Source organism: Massilia solisilvae, assembly GCF_024753215.1.
In the GTDB taxonomy this organism is placed as follows: domain Bacteria; phylum Pseudomonadota; class Gammaproteobacteria; order Burkholderiales; family Burkholderiaceae_D; genus Telluria; species Telluria solisilvae.
This window is the reverse complement of sequence record NZ_JANUGV010000002.1, coordinates 708413-726709: the sequence shown is the minus strand read 5'-3', so window position 1 is coordinate 726709 and position 18297 is coordinate 708413. Positions and strand designations below refer to the sequence as shown.

Genomic DNA, 18297 nt, shown 5'->3' with positions numbered 1-18297 from the left:
GACGGGGCCGCGTATTGCGTCGGTTCCCTGAGGGTCCCACCACCCGGCCGCATCAAGCCTGGGGCGGGGCTGAACTGGCGCCGCTGTGGTCCAGCGCCTCACCTGGGCGCGGCGGCACAAGATAGACGTGAACGAGGAGTATAAACAATGAAAGCATTAACCTACGCACCTAAATTCCTGGTAACCGCAGCCCTGATGGCAAGCCTGGGCGTGTTGGGCGCTTGCAAAAAGAATGAGCCGACCAGCACCACCACCACCACCGACACCACCGCCACCACGCCGAGCACCACCTCCGGCACCAGTGGCACCACGGGCGGCACCACCGGCGGCACCGGCACCACCGGCGACACCGGCACCGCAACCGGCACTGCTGGCGGCACCAGCGGTACCGGCGCCACGGGCGGCACCACGGGCGGCACCAGCGGCGGCACCACGGGCGGCACGTCGGGCACCAGCGGCGAAACCGGCACCAGCAGCAGCACCACCACCACCACCACGACCACGCCGCCGGCCGGTGGCACGTCGGGTTCGTCTGGCGGCGGCCGCTAAGGCCCCGCGCAAAAGGCCAGAGCCCGCGGGGCGGGCTCTGGGGCCGGCGCAGGCCGGCACGAACTTGTTGTTGGGCAGCGGACGCGATGCAGCGCCGCTGTGCCGACGCCTTGGGGCACCAGCCTGGGCTGGCTGCTCGGCTTTGCCGTTTGCGCTGTCCGGTCACGCCGGACAAACGCGCCAGCCGCGCAGTGCGCACGGCGCGCACACCCGCTATCGGTCCCTGTTGCCTCGGAACCCAGACTGCACACCGCATGCCAGCCCCGCAGGGCTGGCCATGCCAGACCGGCTTACGCCGCCTGCGGCGCCGTGCGTCCGGTGAGCTTGCGCCCGCCCTGCACCAGCAGGCGGAACACCAGGCGCACGAAGGTCAGCGTCAGGATCGCTTCGACGAAGGTCGCCACGAACGCCGGCAGCACATGCCAGCGCACGGCGCGGCGCTGGAACTTGGCGAACATGCGGTCACGCGCGATCTCAATGCTGTCGTAGAAGGTGGGCACCACCAGCAGCGTCAGCATGGTCGAGGTGATCGTGCCACCGATGATCGCGATCGCGAGCGGCTGGTAGAACTGGCCGGACTCGCCGTAGGCCATCGCCACCGGCAGCATGCCGGCGATCAGCGCGAAGGTCGTCATCAGGATCGGGCGCAGGCGCGAGCGGCCGGCCGCCATCAGCGCTTCCTCGCGGTCGATGCCGGCGGCCTCGCGTGAGCGGGTTGCATCCAGCAGCAGGATCGCGTTCTTCGCCACCAGGCCCATCAGCATGATGATGCCGATCAGGCTCATCAGGTTAATGGTCCCGTGGGTCAGCAGCAGCGCCAGCACCACGCCGATCAGCGACAGCGGCAGCGACATCATCACCGCCAGCGGCGCCGTGAACGAGCCGAACTGCATCACCAGGATCAGGTACATCAGGCCAATGCCCGACACCAGCGCGATCACCATCTGGGTGAACAGTTCCTGCTGGTCGCGGCCGGCGCCGCCCAGCGACAGACCGTAGCCCGGCGGGAAGTCCATCTGCTTGGCCAGCTTCATCGCGTCGGCCGTCACTTCGCCGTTCGAGCGGCCCTGCACGTTGGCCGACACCGTGATCACGCGCTTGCCGTTCTTGTGCTCGATCGCGGACGGGCCCTTGCCCATCGTGATTTTGGCGATCTGGTCGAGCGGCACCATCATGCTCGAACCGGGCACCGCGATCGGCAGGCGCTCGATGTTCTCGGTGGTCACGCGATCAAGCGGGTCCAGGCGCACCGCCACGTCGCGCGTTTCGCCGCCCGGGTCAACCCAGTCGCCCACCTCGATGCCGGCGAAGGCCACGCGCAGCGCTTGCGCCGCGTCGTTGACCGAGACCCCCATCGAGTTGGCCAGGCCCCGGTCCAGCTCGATCTGCAGCTCGTCCTTCGGATCCTGCTGCGACAGGCTCACGTCCACCGCGCCCGGCACCTGGCGCAGCTTCTCCATGTATTTGCCGGTCAGTTCGGTCAGCTTGCGCGAATCCGGGCCGGTGAACTCGATCTGGACCGGCTTGCCGCCGCCGTTGTTCAGGTCGTCCTGCACCACGTACTCGGCGCCCACCAGGCGGCTGACCTTCTGGCGCAGCTCGATCGCGATCTCCGAGCCGGTACGCTTGCGGGTCTGGCGCATGCCGATGTCCACATAGATGCGTCCACCGGAGGGGGCGATGTTGCTGTTGGTTTCCTTCACTTCCGGAATCGTGCGTGCCAGCGCGGCCGCTTCTTCCATCTTCAGCTTGGCGTATTCGAGCGAGGACGAGGCCGGGGTGCGCACGTCGATCGCCAGGTTGCTGCCGTCCATCTTGGGCAGGAAGGCCGAGCCGCCGAACTTGGCGTGCAGCGCGATCGCACCGATGAAGCTGGCCACGGCAATCGCGCTCATCCAGCGGCGGTGGTGCAGCGCCCAGGCAATCACGTTGCCGTAGCGGTCGGCCTGGCGGTCGAACCACTCGTTAAAGCGCTGCAGCACCTTGGAAATGCCGGTCTTGGGCGCATGGTGGTAGCCCGGCGGGTCGCCCCAGAAGGCCGACAGCAGCGGGTCGAGCGTGAACGAGATGAACAGCGACACCGCCACCGAGCACGCCACGGTCAGCGCGAACGGACGGAACCACTCGCCGGCCACGCCCGGCATGAACGCCACCGGGATGAACACGGCCATGATCGAGAAGGTGGTCGAGGCCACCGCCATGCCGATTTCGGCGGTGCCGTCGAGCGCCGCGGTGCGGCGGTCCTTGCCGCTTTCCATGTGGCGCACGATGTTCTCGCGCACCACGATCGCGTCGTCGATCAGCACGCCGATCGCCAGCGACAGGCCGAGCAGCGTCATGAAGTTCAGCGTGAAGCCGCACAGCCACACGGCGATGAACGCGGCCATCACCGAGGTCGGCAGCGACAGCGCGGTGATCAGGGTCGAACGCCACGAATTGAGGAAGGCGTACACCACGAACACGGTCAGCACGGCGCCGAACACCAGCGACTCGATCACGTTGTTCAGGCTGCGCTGGGCGTCCTTGCCGCCGTCGCGCACCACTTCCAGGTTGGTCCCGGGCGGCAGGTCTTTCTTGATCTCATCGACCATGGCGCGCACCTTGGTCGCGATCGCCACGGTGGAGGCGTCGCGCGAGCGCGACACGTGGATGCCGACGTTCGACTTGCCGCTACGGATCGACATGCTGTTGATGTCGGCGTAGCCATCCTTGATGTCGGCCACCTGGTTCAGGCGCACGATGGTGTCGCCGTTGCGCTTGACCACCACTTGCGAGAAATCCTCGGGTCGCTCGATGCGGCCGACCAGGCGGATGCTCTTCTCGTCCAGCGAGCCGCGCACCTTGCCCACCGGGGCGTTGGTGTTCTGGCTGCGCAGCGCGTTGACCACCTCGCCCACCGACACGTTGTATTCGCGCAGGCGCTGGGCGTGCAGCAGCACCGACAGCTCGCGCTTGAGCGAACCGGTCACCTGCACCGTGGACACGCCATCGATGCCGCGGAACTTGTCGGCCAGCACGTCCTCGGCCAGGCGCGAGATCTCGGCATGCGACAGGGTCGAGGACGACAGCGCCATCGACATCACCGGCATGGCCGACATGTCAAAGCGCGACAGGATCGGCTCGCGCATGTCCACCGGCAGCTTGTAGCGCACCGAGGCGATCGCGTTGCGGATGTCGTCCGAGGCTTCGATCAGGTTGCGCTTGAAGTCGAATTCAAGCCAGAACTGGGCCTGGCTCTCGTTCACGTCCACGCTGATATCGGTCACGCCCTGGATGCTCTGCATCGACTTTTCCAGGCGGTTGACCACCTCGCGCTCGACCGTATCGGGCGAAGCGCCGGGGTACGGGATCGTCACGATGATGAGCGGACGCTCCACGTCCGGGTTCTGGTTCACGCGCAGCTTGTTGAGCGCGAGCAGGCCCAGGCACATCATCGCCAGGATCAGCACGACCGTGGCGACTGGCTTCTTGACACTGAAATTGGACAGGAACATGGCTTACTTCCCCTGCACCGGGTTGCCTGCGCTGGCCACCTTGGCCACCGCCAGCTCCACCGGCTGGCCATCCTTCAGGCTCGAACCAGGGTTGCGCAGCACCGCGTCGCCGCTCTTCAGGCCACCCTTGATCTCCAGCTTGCCGGTGCGCTGGTCGCGCGCGCCCAGCAGCACGTCCACCTTGGCGATGCTCTTGCCGTTCAGGCGCCATGCATAGGTCTTGTCGCCGGCGCGCACCAGGGCGCTTTCCGGCAGCATCAGCGCGTCGGTGGTCTCGGCGTCGATGCGGCCTTCGGCGTACAGGCCGGACACGCGCGGCTGCGCGCTTTGGCCGGCAAAGCTGACCAGCACCTCGACCTGGCGCGTCACGTCGTTGGCGGCCGGGTCGATGCGCTTGACGGTGCCGGCAAACGGCTGGTCGCCGTAGCCGTTGATGCGAAACGCCACCTGCTGGCCCACCTTCACCTGGCTGATCTTGTCAGCCGACACGCGGCCCTCGAAGCGCATGCTGCTCGGGTCGATCACCTTCAGCAGTTCCTTGCCGATCGAGGCGGTGTCACCGTTCGACACCTTGCGGTCGGACACGATGCCGTCGAACGGCGCGCGCACCACGGTGCGGCCGAGCTGCTGGCGCGCCGACACCTCGCGCGCGCGGGCGGCCGACAGGTCGCTCTGGGCGTTGTTGCGGCGCACTTCGGCGTCGTCGAAGGCCTGCTGCGACACCATGCCCGAGGCGCGCAGCGTCTTCAGGCGCTCGACCTGGCGGCTGGCCTGGTCGAATGCCTGGCTCGAGGCGCGCACCGCTTCCTGGGCCGACAGCAGGCTGTCGCGGATCGAGGTCTCGTCCAGCTTGACCAGCACGTCGCCCTTCTTGACCGGCTCGCCATTCTCCTTGAGCACCTGCAACACCACCGCCTGCACCTCGGCGCGCAGGTCGGCGCGGCGCTCGGGCTGGATCGAGCCGGTGATGACCGGGCCGGACACCAGCGAGTTGCTCTGCACCGTCAGCAAGTCCTCCTGCGAGACCAACAGCTGGACCGGCTTCGCATCCTTGCCGTTGGCCGCCTGGGCCGGTTGCGCGGGCCCCTTGCTGCAGGCGGCGAGCGCCGCTCCCATGGCAAGGACGAGAATAGTTTTACGCAGCATTGTCAATCTCCGAGGAATGGACTTTTGGGTTCTTCTGAATATGCGAATAAATACAGCCAGCGCGCAGTATCCTAGAGGCCGCTACAAGCGTCAATTGAAGACGCCGCCGGTTGCCGGAATCGATGGATGAACTGCGTTATAAGGCGACGAACTGCATCCCGGCCGGGATGAAATGCAGGGAAAACTGTCCGGGGTGTCCGCCCCGTCCGCGGACAACCGGCGACGTAGGGTGGGCGGGTCCCCCGCCCACGCGTTCACATCGCGCTTGCCATGATTGAACGCGTGGGCAGGAAACCTGCCCACCCTACCGAGCTGCTCATTTAAACAGGGCGTGGATGAGGAAACCCATCGCGATGCCGGTACAGATACCGCCGCCGATTTCGACCAGCGTGTGCCCCATCCGTTCGCGCAGCCGGGTATGACCGGCGTCATCCCTTGCCAGCCGGTTGATGGCCGCTGCCTGGCGCCCGACGTGCTGGCGCAGGCTGTTGGCGTCGATCATCACAATAAAGGCCAGCGTCACCGCCACCCCGAACGCCGGATGACCGATCCCCTCGCGCAGCGCGATCAGGGTCGCCATGCTGGTGACTACCGAGCTATGGTTGCTCGGAAACCCCCCATTGCCCACCAGGTTGAACGCCCAGCGGCGCTGGCGCGCGCTGTTGATCAGGAATTTGATCGGACCGACCACCACCCAGGTCAGCAGCGGAGTTACCAGATATGCGAAATCCATGCTTGTTCCAGAAAATGTTGAGCGCGCGGCATTATCTCAGAACCCGGCCCCCGCGGCGACCTTCCTTGCGCCACCCGCCGATGGGAGCCAGTAATATTCCTTCCATTGCGAAGGGAGAGCTGATGCAACATTTCAGGCTGTCGTTCATCGTCACCGTGGTGCTGCTGGGGCTGGCGGGCTGGTGGGGCTACCTGCAGGGCGGCGTGCCGGGCTTGCTGCGCGCGCTGTGGATCGCGGCCGTGCTTGGCGTGCTCGAGGTGTCGCTGTCGTTCGACAACGCGGTGGTCAACGCAACCGTGCTGCGCGGCTGGAATGCGTTCTGGCAGCGTTTGTTCCTGACAGTGGGCATCGTCGTGGCCGTGTTCGGCATGCGCCTCGTGTTTCCCCTGGCCATCGTCGCGGTGGCCACCGGGCTCGGGCTGATCGACGTCTGGCACATGGCCGTGGCCACCCCGGACATCTATGCGCGTCACCTGGCTGCGCGCCATGCCGAGGTGGCGGTGTTCGGCGGCGCCTTCCTGCTGCTGGTCTTCCTCAACTTTTTGTTCGACGGTGACAAGGAACTGCACTGGCTCGGCAAGATCGAGGAAAAGATCGGCAAGTACGGCAGCGAGGGCCTGGCCGTGCTGATCGCGCTCTTGGCCGCGTTCGGGGCCATGAACCTGGTCGGGCCGGCGGACCAGCTGCCGGTGCTCATCGCCGGCGTGGTCGGGGTGGCCGTGTACGTGGGCGTGGACTGGATCAGCGGGCTGCTCGAGGAGGAAGAGCACGACCCGGCCATCGGCCAGATCATCGCGCGCGGCAGCATCGGCGGCTTCCTGTACCTGGAGGTGCTGGACGCCTCGTTCAGCTTCGACGGCGTGATCGGCGCGTTTGCCATCTCCAACGACGTGGTCATCATCATGCTGGGGCTGGCCATCGGCGCCATGTTCGTGCGCTCGCTCACCGTGTTCCTGGTCCGGCGCGGCACGCTCGACCAGTTCGTGTTCCTCGAGCACGGCGCGCACTATGCCATCGGCATCCTGGCCCTGATCATGTTTCTCAGCGTGCAGTACGAGATCCCCGAATGGTTCACCGGCCTGTCCGGCGTCGTGTTCATCCTCGTGTCGTTGTGGTCGTCGATCCGCTACCGCAAGCGGATGGCGCGCGCAAACGAGGGCAAGCCGGAGCTGGCCTAGCTCATCCGAGAAAGGAAAGTCCCATGGCGATCAGCCTGAAAAAAGGCGGCAATGTCAGCCTGACCAAGGAAGATCCGGGCGTCAAGCGCGTGATCCTCGGCCTGAACTGGGAGCCGCGCGAGGCCGGCAGCATCGGCGTGGACCTGGACGGCAGCGCGTTCATGCTGCGCGCGGACGGCAAGGTGCGCGACGACGGCGACTTCGTCTTCTACAACAACCTGCGCTCGGAGGACGGCTCGGTCGAGCGCACCACCGACAGCCGCATCGACGTGGCCAGCGGCGACGACGAGCGGCTCGAAGTGGACCTGGCCCACGTGCCGCCGGACATCGCCCGCATCGCGGTGGCGGTCACCATCCACGACCCGGACACGCCCGGACAGACGCTGGGCATGGTCAACCACGCCTTCCTGCGCTGCCTGAACGCCGACACCGAGCGCGAGATCGCCCGCTACGAGCTGCCCGAGGACTGCGCCGACCAGCCCTCGATGGTGGTGGGCGAACTGGTGCGCAGCAACGGCGACTGGCAGTTCCGGGCGGTCGGCCAGGGCTACCGCGGCGGCCTGGCGCCGCTGGCGCGCGCGTATGGCGTGAACGCGTAACAGTTTGACAATCGAGGCGTCCGTGGCAGAATGGACGCGCTTGACCCCGGCGGTGCGGCGCGCCCACCGCCCAACCTGTTACGCCACCCGATTATGCCGATGACCCTGCCAAAGCGCGCCAGCGCGATCCTGCTGTCCCTGCTCGTTGCACTTGCCCTGCTGTTTGCCCTGTATGTCTGGATCGCGCTGTCGTGGTCGTACTCGGAGGGCGAGCGCGCCGGCTACCTGCAGAAGCTGTCGAAAAAAGGCTGGCTGTGCAAGACCTGGGAAGGCGAGATCCTGCTGTCCAGCATGCCCGGCGCCATTCCCGAGCGCTTCGCCTTCACCGTGCGCGACCCGGCCGTGGTACAGCAGATGCTGCCGCTGATGGGCCAGCGCGTGCAGATCAGCTACGCCCAGCACAAGGGCGTGCCCACCACCTGCTTTGGCGAGACCGAATATTTCGTCGAAAAAGTGAGCGGCGGCGGCCAGCGTCCTGCGGGCGCCGGTAATATGTAGCGCGGATCAAACCGGCCTCATCCATTCGAGCGTCATATCACAACATCATGAACCGTTCAGCTGGATACACCTGAGCGCGATCAAACGCGCCCGTCCGCCCTTCCCCTACGCTTCAGGCAAACAAGCGTTCACGGGAGCCTCACATGGATCGACGGGCGTTTATTCGCAGCGCAATGTTCTACACGGTCGCGAGCGCCACTGGCGGCCTGGCGGGCTGCCACGCGGGCGGCAATGACGGCGATGGCGATGGCGGGGGCGGCACGCCGCCACCGCCGGTCAACACCGCCTTCCCGCAGGGCGTGGCCAGCGGCGACCCCAGGGAAGCGAGCATCGTGTTCTGGACCCGCTACCCGGGCACCGGCGCGGCCGGCCCGCGCGCGATCCGGCTCGAGCTCTCGCTGTCCGACACCTTCTCGAGCACCGTGGCCAGCGTGGGGCTGTCCGCCCTGCCCGCGTGGGATTACACGGTGCGCGCCAAGGTCACGGGCCTGGCGCCCGGCACCCAGTACTACTACCGTTTCGTGGCCGGGCGCGACACCAGCCCGGTGGGCATGGCGCGCACTGCGCCGGCGGCAACGAGCACCCCGCAGTCGCTGCGCTTTGCCTGGCTGTCGTGCCAGGACTGGAGCTACAACCACTGGGGCGCGTTCACGCTGCTGGCGCAAGAGCAGCTCGACTTCGTGGTGCACGTGGGCGACTACATCTACGAAGCGGTGGACACCTCTTTCCACCGCGGCCAGGCCGAGCCGGCGCACGGCTACATCACGCTGCCCAATGGCGTGCCCAACCCCGGCAGCACGGCGGGCATCCACGCCACCAGCCTGGAAGACTACCGCACCCTGTACCGCACCTACCGCGGCGACACCCGGCTGCAGGAGGTGCACCGCCGCTTCGCCATGATCGGCGTGTGGGACGACCACGAATTCTCGGACGACTGCTGGCAGGACCACCAGACCTACGACAACAGCAACACGCGCGAGACCCAGCGCCGGCGCAATGCCAACCAGGCCTGGGCCGAATACATGCCGGTGGACTTCGGCGACGTCTCGTTCGACCTGTCCAACCCGGCCTACGACAACATCCGCCTGTACCGCGACTTCCGCTTCGGCACCCTGCTGCACCTGGTGATGACGGACGAGCGCCTGTACCGCGACGACCAGGTGGTGGCCGAGTCGCTGGTGGCCGAGATGCTGGGCCACGACCCGGTGCATGGCGACGACCACATCGGCGCGCGCAGCCTGGTGATCCGCGACGTGCTGCTGGGGGCGGAGCGGGCCGACACCATCGCGCTGGGCCATGTGCCGTCGATCCTCGGCCAGACCCAAGCTGCGTGGTGGAAAAACACCCTGCGCGCCTCGACCGCGCGCTGGAAGGTATGGGGCAACGAGGTCACGCTCAACCGCATGTGGCTGGACCTGCGCGGCAAGGTCCCGGCGCCCTACGACCAGCTGTACGTGCTCAATGCCGACGTGTGGGACGGCTACCCGTCCGCCCGCGCCGAGCTGATGAGCTACCTGAAGGCGCAGAACATTCGCAACGTGGTGGCGGTGTCGGGCGACCTTCACGCCTTCCAGTGCGGCGTGGTGCGCGACAACCCCGACCCCGCGGTGGGCACGCCGGTGATGGTCGATTTCGTCGGCGCGGGCGTGAGCAGCCTGTCGTACTACCACGAGATCCTGCAGCAACTCGGCAAGCTCGGTTCGTCCGCACTCACCGACCTGGCCGCGATCCCGCGCGCGCTCGACCGGCTGCTGCTGGACCACAACCCGGACCTCGTCTATGGCGACCACGACGCGCAGGGCTACGCGGTGGCCACGGTGACGGCGGACAGCTTCGCGGTGGTGTTCAACAAGGTCAAGCCGCTCAATGACAACGGCACGGCGCCGTCGAACCCGCTGGACAAGCAAACGCGGATCACGCTGGCATCGGGATCGGTAGCGCCGGGCGTGGAAGAAAGTCCTGGTTGACCTGCCTCGGTACGGCGAACTAATTGGGTTGTCAGGCCCGTCATGATCTGCACATAAAGAAGCGAACTCGAACGGAATTCGATCTCATCTGGCTGCTTCTCGCAGTTGCTGGGCATCAGACGAAATGCCAAAATAGCAACCACGGCATTGAAGAGGGAGAGAATTTGGGGAAATTTGTCGAAGTTCCCGTTCGTTTCACGGGCCAGGTCACATTGGAGGCAAGCCCCGACATCTTGCCTGTAGAACTGTCCGGCAAAGACATAACGAACGAACTGTGGCGGCTTGCCGGTGCTTTCGACGGCTCGACCTTGCGTGTGAGGAAGGCGGCCTCCTACTCTCGGTCATGCACAACGTTGAGTTTTACTTGAAGAAAGCTTATCGAGGGCAAGGGATTGGAGCGTTTTCTCTCGCGATCGAAGCGATGGCAGCCTCACAACTGGGATTCGCCAAAATTGTCGCGAATGCTGCAAATCACCCCGACGTGGGTTGGGTTGTCTGGCCCAAGCTAGGATACGATGCAGTCGTGGAGCCCGATATTTTGCTAAAAATGAAGGCGGAGCTTGATGCTGCTGGCGTGAACTACGTCGCTGGCCAGTTCCGGATCTCTGATTTGTGGGATAGTGGCCACTACGATCTATGGGAGCGGTTCGGTTGCGGGTGTATCATGGAGTTTGACTTGTCCAGCGAAGAAAGTTGGTCAATGAGGCGTATCGCCGAAGTCATTAGTAACGAGGAGGTGTGATGGCTACGATAAGTTACGGCAAGGGCAAGAACTTGCAGCCAACATCATCGAAAGCGCTCAAGGCCGCTTTGGACGAGAGCACCCGCAATGGCAAGGTCGAGATGCCTGACATTAAGCAGGGAAACAAGACGCCGAATGCAGTGACGGACCTGGGCGCCGACAAAGGTCCCCGTATCTGGTACGTCAAACAGATGCAGCTACGCCAGGGCGTCGTCGCACAATTGAACCAAAAGCCTGCTGCATATCGAGTGCGAAAGTTGAGCGCCGCCGCGAAAGGGATGCAAAAAGTGCGTGTCACGATCGATGCGCCAGACGTCCTTGAGTTCTTCTCAGTCAAGAAGACGAAATCGCATTCGTTCTGAGCGTTCCTACGCTACCCCGGCGCCTTCGGCAGTCGCGACGTCAACTGTCGCTTTAGCTGCGATTGACGGCGCCGGCTCTCCTTTCTCGACCGGCAAGTCGCCGACCTGACGGGGACGAGCGAGAAAGGCTTTCTTGTCCGAATAGCTTGTCGTTTTTCTCCAGCTAGCCGCCCCCCCGAGTCAACTCCGCCGTTGAATGACGGTCGCCAGCCGCTTGGCCGCCTGCGCCGCCGACGGCTGCTTGATCCGGTCGATCACTTCGCGGGTCAGGTCTTCCGACACGGCGCGCTGCTCGGCCTCGGCCTTGCGCTCGCCCAGCGCCTCCTTGGTCGCGGCCAGCTCGGCCACCTGGTCGTCATAGCGGCGGCTCTCGAACTCGGCCAGCTCCTGCTTGGCCTGCGCCATGTCGGCCGTGGCCTGCGCGACCTTGCGCTGCATTTCGGCGTGCGCCTGCGCCTTCTCCAGCAGCGCGCGCTGCGCCTCGCGCTTGTCGATGGCCGCCTGCGCCGCGGCCTGCCCGGCCAGTTCCTGCTGGCGCGCCATCAGCGCCTCTTCTTCCAGCGCTTGCGCCCGTGCCTCGGCGGCGCGCGCGCACGCCAGTTCCGACGCCAGCTTGGCCGCTGCCGCCTGGTTGGCGCGCGCCTCGGCCTCGGCCTGTTCGCGCTGCGCCGTCATCTTCTGCTCGGCCAGCAGCAGCGCTTCGCGCGCCGCCTGCGTCGCCGCGCGTTCGGCCGCGATCGCGTCGTCGAGCAGCGCCAGCTTCTGCTGCTCGGCTGCCGCGCGCTCGGCCTGCACCCGCGCCAGTTCGGCCGCGCGCTGCGCCTGTGCCTGCACGATGGCGGCCGCTGCTTCCTCTTGCTCGGCCTCCTCCAGCGCCTTGGCCGCCGCCACCCGCGTGGCTTCGACTGCCGCCCGCTTCGCTTCTTCGAGGCGACGCTCGGACTGGGCCTTCTCGCGCAAGAGCGCAGTCTCTTCCTGCTCGGCCTGCGCACGCGCCTGCGCCGCGGCGGTGGTCTGGCGCTCGACCTCCAGCTTTTCCTGCAGCTGCGCCAGCGCCGCGGCCTCGGCCTGGGCCCGCTCGCGCTCGGCCTCGACCAGCCGCTCGGCCTCCTCGGCACGGCGCGTCGCCGCCTCGGCCGCCAGCCGCTGCTGCTCGACCTGCTGCGCCATCGCCGCCAGCGCACGCGCTTCGGCATCGTTCTCGGCGGCGCGCGCGTCGGCCTCTTGCTGGGCCAGCGCCGCGCGCTCCTCGGCCAGCTGGCGCTGGCGCTTCTGTTCCTCGGCTTCGCGCTGGGCCGCCTGCGCCGCCGCCTCGTCGGCCGCGGCACGTTCCTTGGCCTGCTGCGCGGCGACCGTCTCGGCGGCCAGCTTGGCCTCCACCTGCATGCCCGCCTCTTCCTCCGCGCGCGCGCGCTCGAACGCCACCTCGCGCAGCTTGCGGTCGGCCTCGATGCGGGCCTCGGTCGCGGCCAGGATGCGCGCTTCCGCTTCGCGCCGCGCTTCGGCTGCGGCCAGCGCGGTCTTTTCCAGGCGCTCGCGGTGCAGCGCGGCGTCGCGCAGTTCTTTCTCGGTCTGCAGGCGCATGCGCAGCGATTGCGCGGCGATGCGCTCGGACTCGGCCTGCGCCAGCGCGGTCGCCTCGCGTTCCTGTTCGATGTGTGCCAGCGCCCTGGCTTCCTCCAGCGCGCGCGCCTCGGCGCCGGCGCGGGCAAAGCTCGAGGCCAGCGCGATCTGGTCCGCGCGCTCGCGCTGGCGGGCCAGCTCCAGCGCCTCGGCTTCGGCCTCGGCCAGCTTCTCGGCGGTCTGGCGCGCCTCCTTCTCGGCGCGCTCGCGTTCGCGCGCCAGGATCGCCACGCGCGCGTCGGCACTGGCGCTGTGCAGCACTTCTTCCTTCGCCGCGTGCACCGCGGCCACCCGTTCGGCCGCCTGCAGGCGCGCCTGCTCGGTCTGGTGCAGCAGCTCGTCGGCCGCCTGCGCGGCCCTGGCCGCCAGTGCGGCTTCGGCTTCGATCTGTTCGGCGGCGCGGCGGCGCGCCTCTTCCTCGCTGCGGGCGCGCGCTTCGGCGGCCAGGCGGATGTGGGTGTCGGCCTCCATGCGCGCGCGCAGTTCGGCGGTTTCGGCGCGCACCGCTTCCAGCCGCTCGGCGGCGGCCTTGGCGGCGGCGCGCAGGGCGTCCACGCGGTCGCGGTTGGCCTCGATCGCCTCTTCCGATGCCTGCACGCTGGCCAGCGCGGCGGCGGCGGCCTCGGCGTCCATCGCCGCGCGCTGCTCGGCCAGCTGGCGCGCCTGCGCCTCGGCCGCGGCGCGGCTGCCGGCGGCGCAATTGGCCTTGGCCTCGGCCTCGACGCGGGCGATGGCCAGCTTGATGTCGTCCATCGCCAGCGGCGCGCGGGTTTCGTGCGCCACGACCGGGCCGTCGGCGGTGGGCGGCAGGTCGATGATCAGGTCGGCGTCGTTCGGCTGGTTCGGCTCAGGGTGCATCAGGGGTCTCGTTGGCGCGCTGGAGGGGGTCTCGCGTCGATTATCCGCCCCCGCCGCGGCCTTCAGCGCCCAAAGGAGACGCGGAAAACCCGCTCAATTCCGGTGTTCAAAAGCAGGAATTGTCAGACCGGCCACAGGGGTGGTTCATCCATCAACGCGACCTGTTCGCGCAGTTCCAGGATGCGGTCCTGCCAGTAACGCTGGGTGTTAAACCACGGGAATGCCACCGGGAACGCCGGGTCGGACCAGCGCATCGCCAGCCAGCCCGAGTAGTGGATCAGGCGCAGCGTGCGCAGCGCCTCGACCAGGTACAGCTCGCGCGGGTCGAAGTCGCAGAAATCCTCGTAGCCGGCCAGCACGTCGGCCATCTGGCGCACCATCTCGCTGCGCTCGCCCGACAGCAGCATCCACAGGTCCTGCACCGCCGGCCCCATGCGGCTGTCATCGAAGTCCACGAAGTGCGGCCCGTCGCCCGTCCACAGCACGTTGCCCGAGTGACAATCGCCGTGCAGCCGCAGCAGTTGCACGTCACCGGCGCGCTCGTAGCAGCGCGCCACGCCATCCAGCGCCTGGTCCACCACGCTCCGGTAGGTGGCCAGCAGGTCGGGCGGAATGAAGCCGTGCTGCAGCAGGTAATCGCGCGGTTGGCGCCCGAAGGTGTCCGGGTCGATGGCCGGGCGCTGCCGGTACGGCGCCACGCCGCCCAGCGCATGGATGCGGCCGATGAAACGCCCGATCCATTCCAGCGTCTTCGGGTCCGACAGCTCCGGCGCGCGCCCGCCCCGGCTGGGGAAAACGGCAAACAGGAAGCCGTCGAACGCGTGCAGCGTCTTGCCGTCCAGCACCCGCGCCGGCACCACTGGCACCTCGCGCTCGGCCAGTTCGGCCACGAACGCGTGCTCTTCCAGAATCTGCGCCTCGCTCCAGCGTCCCGGCCGGTAGAACTTGACCACCACCGGCGCGCCCTCGTCGCGCCCGACCTGGTAGACCCGGTTCTCGTAGCTGTTCAGCGCCAGCAGGCGGCCGTCGCCGTGCAGGCCGACGCTCTCGACGGCGTCCAGCACCCGGTCCGGGTCGAGGCGTTGATAGGGGTGCAGCAAGGGCGATTCCTGGTTGTCGCGGGTAGGTTCCATGGGCGCCATTGTAAGTCCGGCAGCACATTTTCGTGCGCCCGCGAGCTCGCAGGCGTTAAACTGGCGGCTTCACCGCAACAAGAGCATTTCATGCACCTCGACCAGCCCCTGACCGAAAAAGAATTCGACGAACTCGACCGCTTCCTGCTGTCCGACCGCAGCCCGGAAGACGCGATGACCATGGACACCCTGAACGGCTACCTGACCGCGATCGCGATCGGGCCCGAGACCATCATGCCGGCCGAATGGCTGCCGCGCGTGTGGGGCGAGGAAGGCGTCGCGCCGAAATGGAAGAACAACAAGGAAGAAGAGCACATCGTCAACCTGATCATGCGCTTCATGAACGAGGTGCTGGTCACGTTCGAGGTCGCGCCCAAGGAATTCGAGCCGCTGTACTGCGAGCACGAAGTCGGTGGCCAGACGCTGATCGACGCCGAGGCCTGGTGCTGGGGCTTCTGGGAAGGCATGGAGCTGCGCCCCGGCGCGTGGGACGAGATCTGGGACTCGGAAGTGGCCGACCTGATGCGCCCGATCTACCTGCTGGGCGCCGACGAGATCGACGAAGAGGAGCTGCCCGAGGTCGAGGACCCGGTCAAGGCGCACAAGCTGGCGCTCGAGATCGAGGCCAACCTGCCGGCCATCCACCGGTTCTGGCTGGCGCGCAGGAAGCCGGCGGTGGAAACCGTCAAGCGCGATGAAGCCAAGGTCGGACGCAACGACGACTGCCCCTGCGGCAGCGGCAAGAAGTACAAGAAGTGCTGCGGCGCTGACGCGTGACCTGTAGGGTGGGCGGGTTTCCCGCCCACGCGTTCAACCGGCGCTTGCGGGCCAAATCGCTGCACGAAGCCGCAAACCTTGCTTGAACGCGTGGGCAGGAAGACCTGCCCACCCTACCCGCCTCAAGCGGCCCTCAGCCGCACCTCATACATCGCCGCCAGCAGATCCGACTGGCTCACGATCCCGACGAATACCCCGTCCGCATCGACCACCGGAATGTGGTGCAGCCCGCTGTTGGCCATCAGCGGCACCAGTTCCGCGATCGGCTCGTCCGCGCGCACGGTCTTCACGTCGGTGGTCATGATCTGCGCCACCACCTCCGGCCGGTCCGCGCGGTAGCCGAACACGAGGCCCGCCAGCTCGCCCAGGCGCTCGCCCACCGTGCGGTATTCGTCCAGCCCCGCGTGATGCAGGAAATCGCTCTGCCCCACGATCCCCGCCACGCGCCGGTCGCGCCGCAGCACCGGCAGCGCGTGCACACGGTGGCGCCGCAGCAGCCGCCAGGCCAGCGCCAGCGGCGCCGAGGGCTCGATCGTCACCACGTCCCTGGACATGATCTCGCCGCAGGTGATGACGCCGAAACGCCGCCCGTAGGCACGCATCTCGGTCTCGAACAGGATGTGCTCCAGGTCGTCGCGGCTCACGTCCAGCACCTGGCCGTAGCGCGCCAGCGCCGCATCCAGGTCTTCCTTGGCAAAGCCCAGGCGCGCGGTGGGCACGGGGTCGCGCGTGGCATGGGTGTTGGTCATGCTGGAGCGCTGCGGGTGCGGATAGCGGCGCCCGGTCAGGTTGTTGAACGCCAGCGCCACCAGCACCAGCAGCAGCGAATTGAGCATCACCACCGCCAGGTAGGTGCCGGGATGCGCGGCAAAGCCCCACAGCACCGCGTTGAGCGCCACCGCGGCGCCGGGGGGGTGCAGGCAGCGCAGGTAGAACATCACGCCGATCGCTACGCCGCCCGCCAGCGGCGCAGCCAGCAGCGGCGAACCGATCAGGTGGGCGCAAAAAATGCCCACCAGCGCCGACACAAGATTGCCGGCCAGGATAGACCACGGCTGCGCCAGCGGGCTGGCCGGCAGGCAGAACAGCAGCACGGCCGACGCCCCCATCGGAGCGATCAGGTAGGCGCCTTTGCCACCCAACACCATGTGGCTGAGCGCACCGGTCAGCAGCAGCCCGAGCAGCGCGCCGGATGCCGCCCTGCCCCGTTCGGTGGTGCTCGCCGTATTCGGCTGCGGCCAGAATTCGCGCAGCCAGTCTTTCCCCAATACCGCCATCGGCGAAACCGCTTCCAAAATTTCCAGAGGCGCAATTAGACCACAGCCGCGCTGGGCTTGCAGGAGCCACCCCATTCGGGGGGCAAGCGGCGCCGCGCCTGTTCATGTACGATACTCAACAGTGCAAAAAATGCACCGCAACAACAGTGCTGCCGCGTGCAGCGACAAACCCATCGCTCGACAGGATAAGAACATGACCAGCAAATTCAACAAGCACGTCCTCGCCTCCCTTGTGGCCGCCGCTGCGGTGGCCTGCGCCGCCGGCCCGGCCTTCGCCGCCGCGCCGATGGCCAAGACCCCTGCGCCCGGCTACTTCCGGGTGATGCTGGGCAACTTCGAAATCACCCCGCTGTCGGACGGCACCGTGGATCTGCCGGTAGACCAGCTGCTGCACCAGAAGCCCGAGCAGACCCGCGCCGAGCTGGCCAAGTCCTTCCTCAAGGTACCGCTGGAAACCTCGGACAACGCCTACCTGGTCAACACCGGCAGCAAGCTGGTGCTGATCGACACCGGCGCGGGCGCGCTGTTCGGCCCGACCCTGGGCAAGCTGGTGGCCAACCTGAAGGCCGCCGGCTACCAGCCCGAGCAGGTGGACGAGATCTATATCACCCACTTCCACGGCGACCACGTGGGCGGGCTGGCCAGCAACGGCCAGGCCGTATTCCCCAACGCCATCGTGCGCGCGGCCAAGCACGAAGCCGACTTCTGGCTCAGCGAAGAGGTCATGAACAAGGCCCCGGCCGACAAGAAGGGCTACTTCCAGGCCGCCCAGGGTGTGCTGGCGCCGTACGTCAAGGCAGGCAAGCTGCAGACCTTCGACGGCGACGTCGAGCTGGTGCCGGGCGTGCGCGCCAACACCGGCCACGGCCACACGCCGGGCCACACCACCTACACCGTGGAAAGCCAGGGCCAGAAGCTCGTGCTGATCGGCGACCTGATCCACGTGGCCGGCGTGCAGATGGCGCACCCGGAAGTGACGATCGGCTTTGACAGCGACGAGAAGACCGCCGCCGCCGAGCGCAAGAAAACCTTCGATGCGGCAGCCAAGGGCGGCTACCTGATCGGCGGCGCGCACCTGCAATTCCCCGGCATGGGCCACCTGCGCACCGAGGGCAAGGGCTACCGCTATGTGCCGGTGAACTTCACCCAGATGCGCTAAGCAGCATCACGTTAGGGTGGCGGGTTTCCCGCCCACGCGTTCAAGCGGCGTTCGTGTCATTGCACGCTGTGGTTGAACGCATGGGCAGACAGTCTGCCCACCCTACGGTTCCGCCAACAGCACCTCCTCCTGAACTGCCTCAAGTTGCCCCCACCGGGCGACACAGCGCGCCCGCGCCACCCGCTCTAACTGCCAGAACAAC

General features: G+C 67.2%; 15 protein-coding genes. 8 read left to right on the top strand and 7 right to left on the bottom strand.

Annotated elements, in window-relative coordinates:
• Window positions 1–161: 161 nt before the first annotated feature.
• The 4 genes from NX773_RS11425 to NX773_RS11410 form a co-directional block, all read right to left on the bottom strand.
• Window positions 162–521, bottom strand: coding sequence for a hypothetical protein (locus NX773_RS11425; RefSeq protein WP_258856446.1), 360 nt, complete (start codon window positions 519–521; stop codon window positions 162–164).
• Between the two features lie 318 nt (window positions 522–839).
• Entirely contained in the window at window positions 840–4043 is a 3204-nt protein-coding gene (locus NX773_RS11420) for an efflux RND transporter permease subunit (RefSeq protein WP_258856445.1), read from the bottom strand.
• Between the two features lie 3 nt (window positions 4044–4046).
• The gene (locus NX773_RS11415; protein WP_258856444.1) at window positions 4047–5189 is read right to left on the bottom strand and encodes an efflux RND transporter periplasmic adaptor subunit; all 1143 of its coding nucleotides are present in this window, start codon (window positions 5187–5189) and stop codon (window positions 4047–4049) included.
• A 316-nt stretch (window positions 5190–5505) separates the two neighbouring features.
• Window positions 5506–5922 (bottom strand): divergent PAP2 family protein, encoded by a 417-nt coding sequence (locus tag NX773_RS11410; protein ID WP_258856443.1) that lies wholly within the window; start codon window positions 5920–5922, stop codon window positions 5506–5508.
• A gap of 122 nt (window positions 5923–6044) precedes the next feature.
• Here NX773_RS11410 and NX773_RS11405 point away from each other — a divergent pair, with 122 nt between their 5' ends.
• The 6 genes from NX773_RS11405 (at window position 6045) to NX773_RS11380 (ending at window position 11268) form a co-directional block, all read left to right on the top strand.
• On the top strand, window positions 6045–7100 hold the full coding sequence (locus NX773_RS11405) for a DUF475 domain-containing protein (RefSeq protein WP_258856442.1): 1056 nt from the start codon (window positions 6045–6047) through the stop codon (window positions 7098–7100).
• Window positions 7101–7123: 23 nt separating this feature from the next.
• Window positions 7124–7699, top strand: a complete 576-nt coding sequence (locus NX773_RS11400; RefSeq protein ID WP_258856441.1) for a TerD family protein — start codon at window positions 7124–7126, stop codon at window positions 7697–7699.
• Window positions 7700–7798: 99 nt separating this feature from the next.
• Entirely contained in the window at window positions 7799–8197 is a 399-nt protein-coding gene (locus NX773_RS11395) for a DUF8785 domain-containing protein (RefSeq protein ID WP_258856440.1), read from the top strand.
• Window positions 8198–8340: 143 nt separating this feature from the next.
• Window positions 8341–10164 carry an alkaline phosphatase D family protein gene (locus NX773_RS11390; RefSeq protein ID WP_258856439.1) on the top strand — a complete coding sequence of 608 codons (1824 nt, stop codon included), beginning with the start codon at window positions 8341–8343 and terminating at the stop codon, window positions 10162–10164.
• 364 nt (window positions 10165–10528) lie between these two features.
• Window positions 10529–10906, top strand: a complete 378-nt coding sequence (locus NX773_RS11385) for a hypothetical protein (RefSeq protein ID WP_258856438.1) — start codon at window positions 10529–10531, stop codon at window positions 10904–10906.
• Window positions 10906–11268 carry a hypothetical protein gene (locus tag NX773_RS11380; protein ID WP_258856437.1) on the top strand — a complete coding sequence of 121 codons (363 nt, stop codon included), beginning with the start codon at window positions 10906–10908 and terminating at the stop codon, window positions 11266–11268. Before NX773_RS11385 ends, NX773_RS11380 begins: the two co-directional genes overlap by 1 nt.
• Window positions 11269–11448: 180 nt before the next feature.
• On the opposite strand, the gene NX773_RS11375 is transcribed toward NX773_RS11380, so the two are convergent.
• Window positions 11449–13749: a coiled-coil domain-containing protein gene (locus tag NX773_RS11375; protein ID WP_258856436.1), complete on the bottom strand. Its 2301-nt coding sequence runs from the start codon at window positions 13747–13749 to the stop codon at window positions 11449–11451.
• A 122-nt stretch (window positions 13750–13871) separates the two neighbouring features.
• Window positions 13872–14882: a serine/threonine protein kinase gene (locus tag NX773_RS11370; protein ID WP_258856435.1), complete on the bottom strand. Its 1011-nt coding sequence runs from the start codon at window positions 14880–14882 to the stop codon at window positions 13872–13874.
• A 90-nt stretch (window positions 14883–14972) separates the two neighbouring features.
• Here NX773_RS11370 and NX773_RS11365 point away from each other — a divergent pair, with 90 nt between their 5' ends.
• On the top strand, window positions 14973–15659 hold the full coding sequence (locus NX773_RS11365; protein ID WP_258856434.1) for a UPF0149 family protein: 687 nt from the start codon (window positions 14973–14975) through the stop codon (window positions 15657–15659).
• A 122-nt stretch (window positions 15660–15781) separates the two neighbouring features.
• On the opposite strand, the gene NX773_RS11360 is transcribed toward NX773_RS11365, so the two are convergent.
• Window positions 15782–16936 carry an HPP family protein gene (locus NX773_RS11360; protein WP_258856433.1) on the bottom strand — a complete coding sequence of 385 codons (1155 nt, stop codon included), beginning with the start codon at window positions 16934–16936 and terminating at the stop codon, window positions 15782–15784.
• 193 nt (window positions 16937–17129) lie between these two features.
• Between NX773_RS11360 and NX773_RS11355 the strand changes: the two genes are divergently transcribed.
• A complete protein-coding gene (locus NX773_RS11355) occupies window positions 17130–18095 on the top strand; it encodes an MBL fold metallo-hydrolase (RefSeq protein ID WP_258856432.1) in 966 nt (321 codons plus the stop codon).
• Window positions 18096–18297 lie beyond the last annotated feature (202 nt).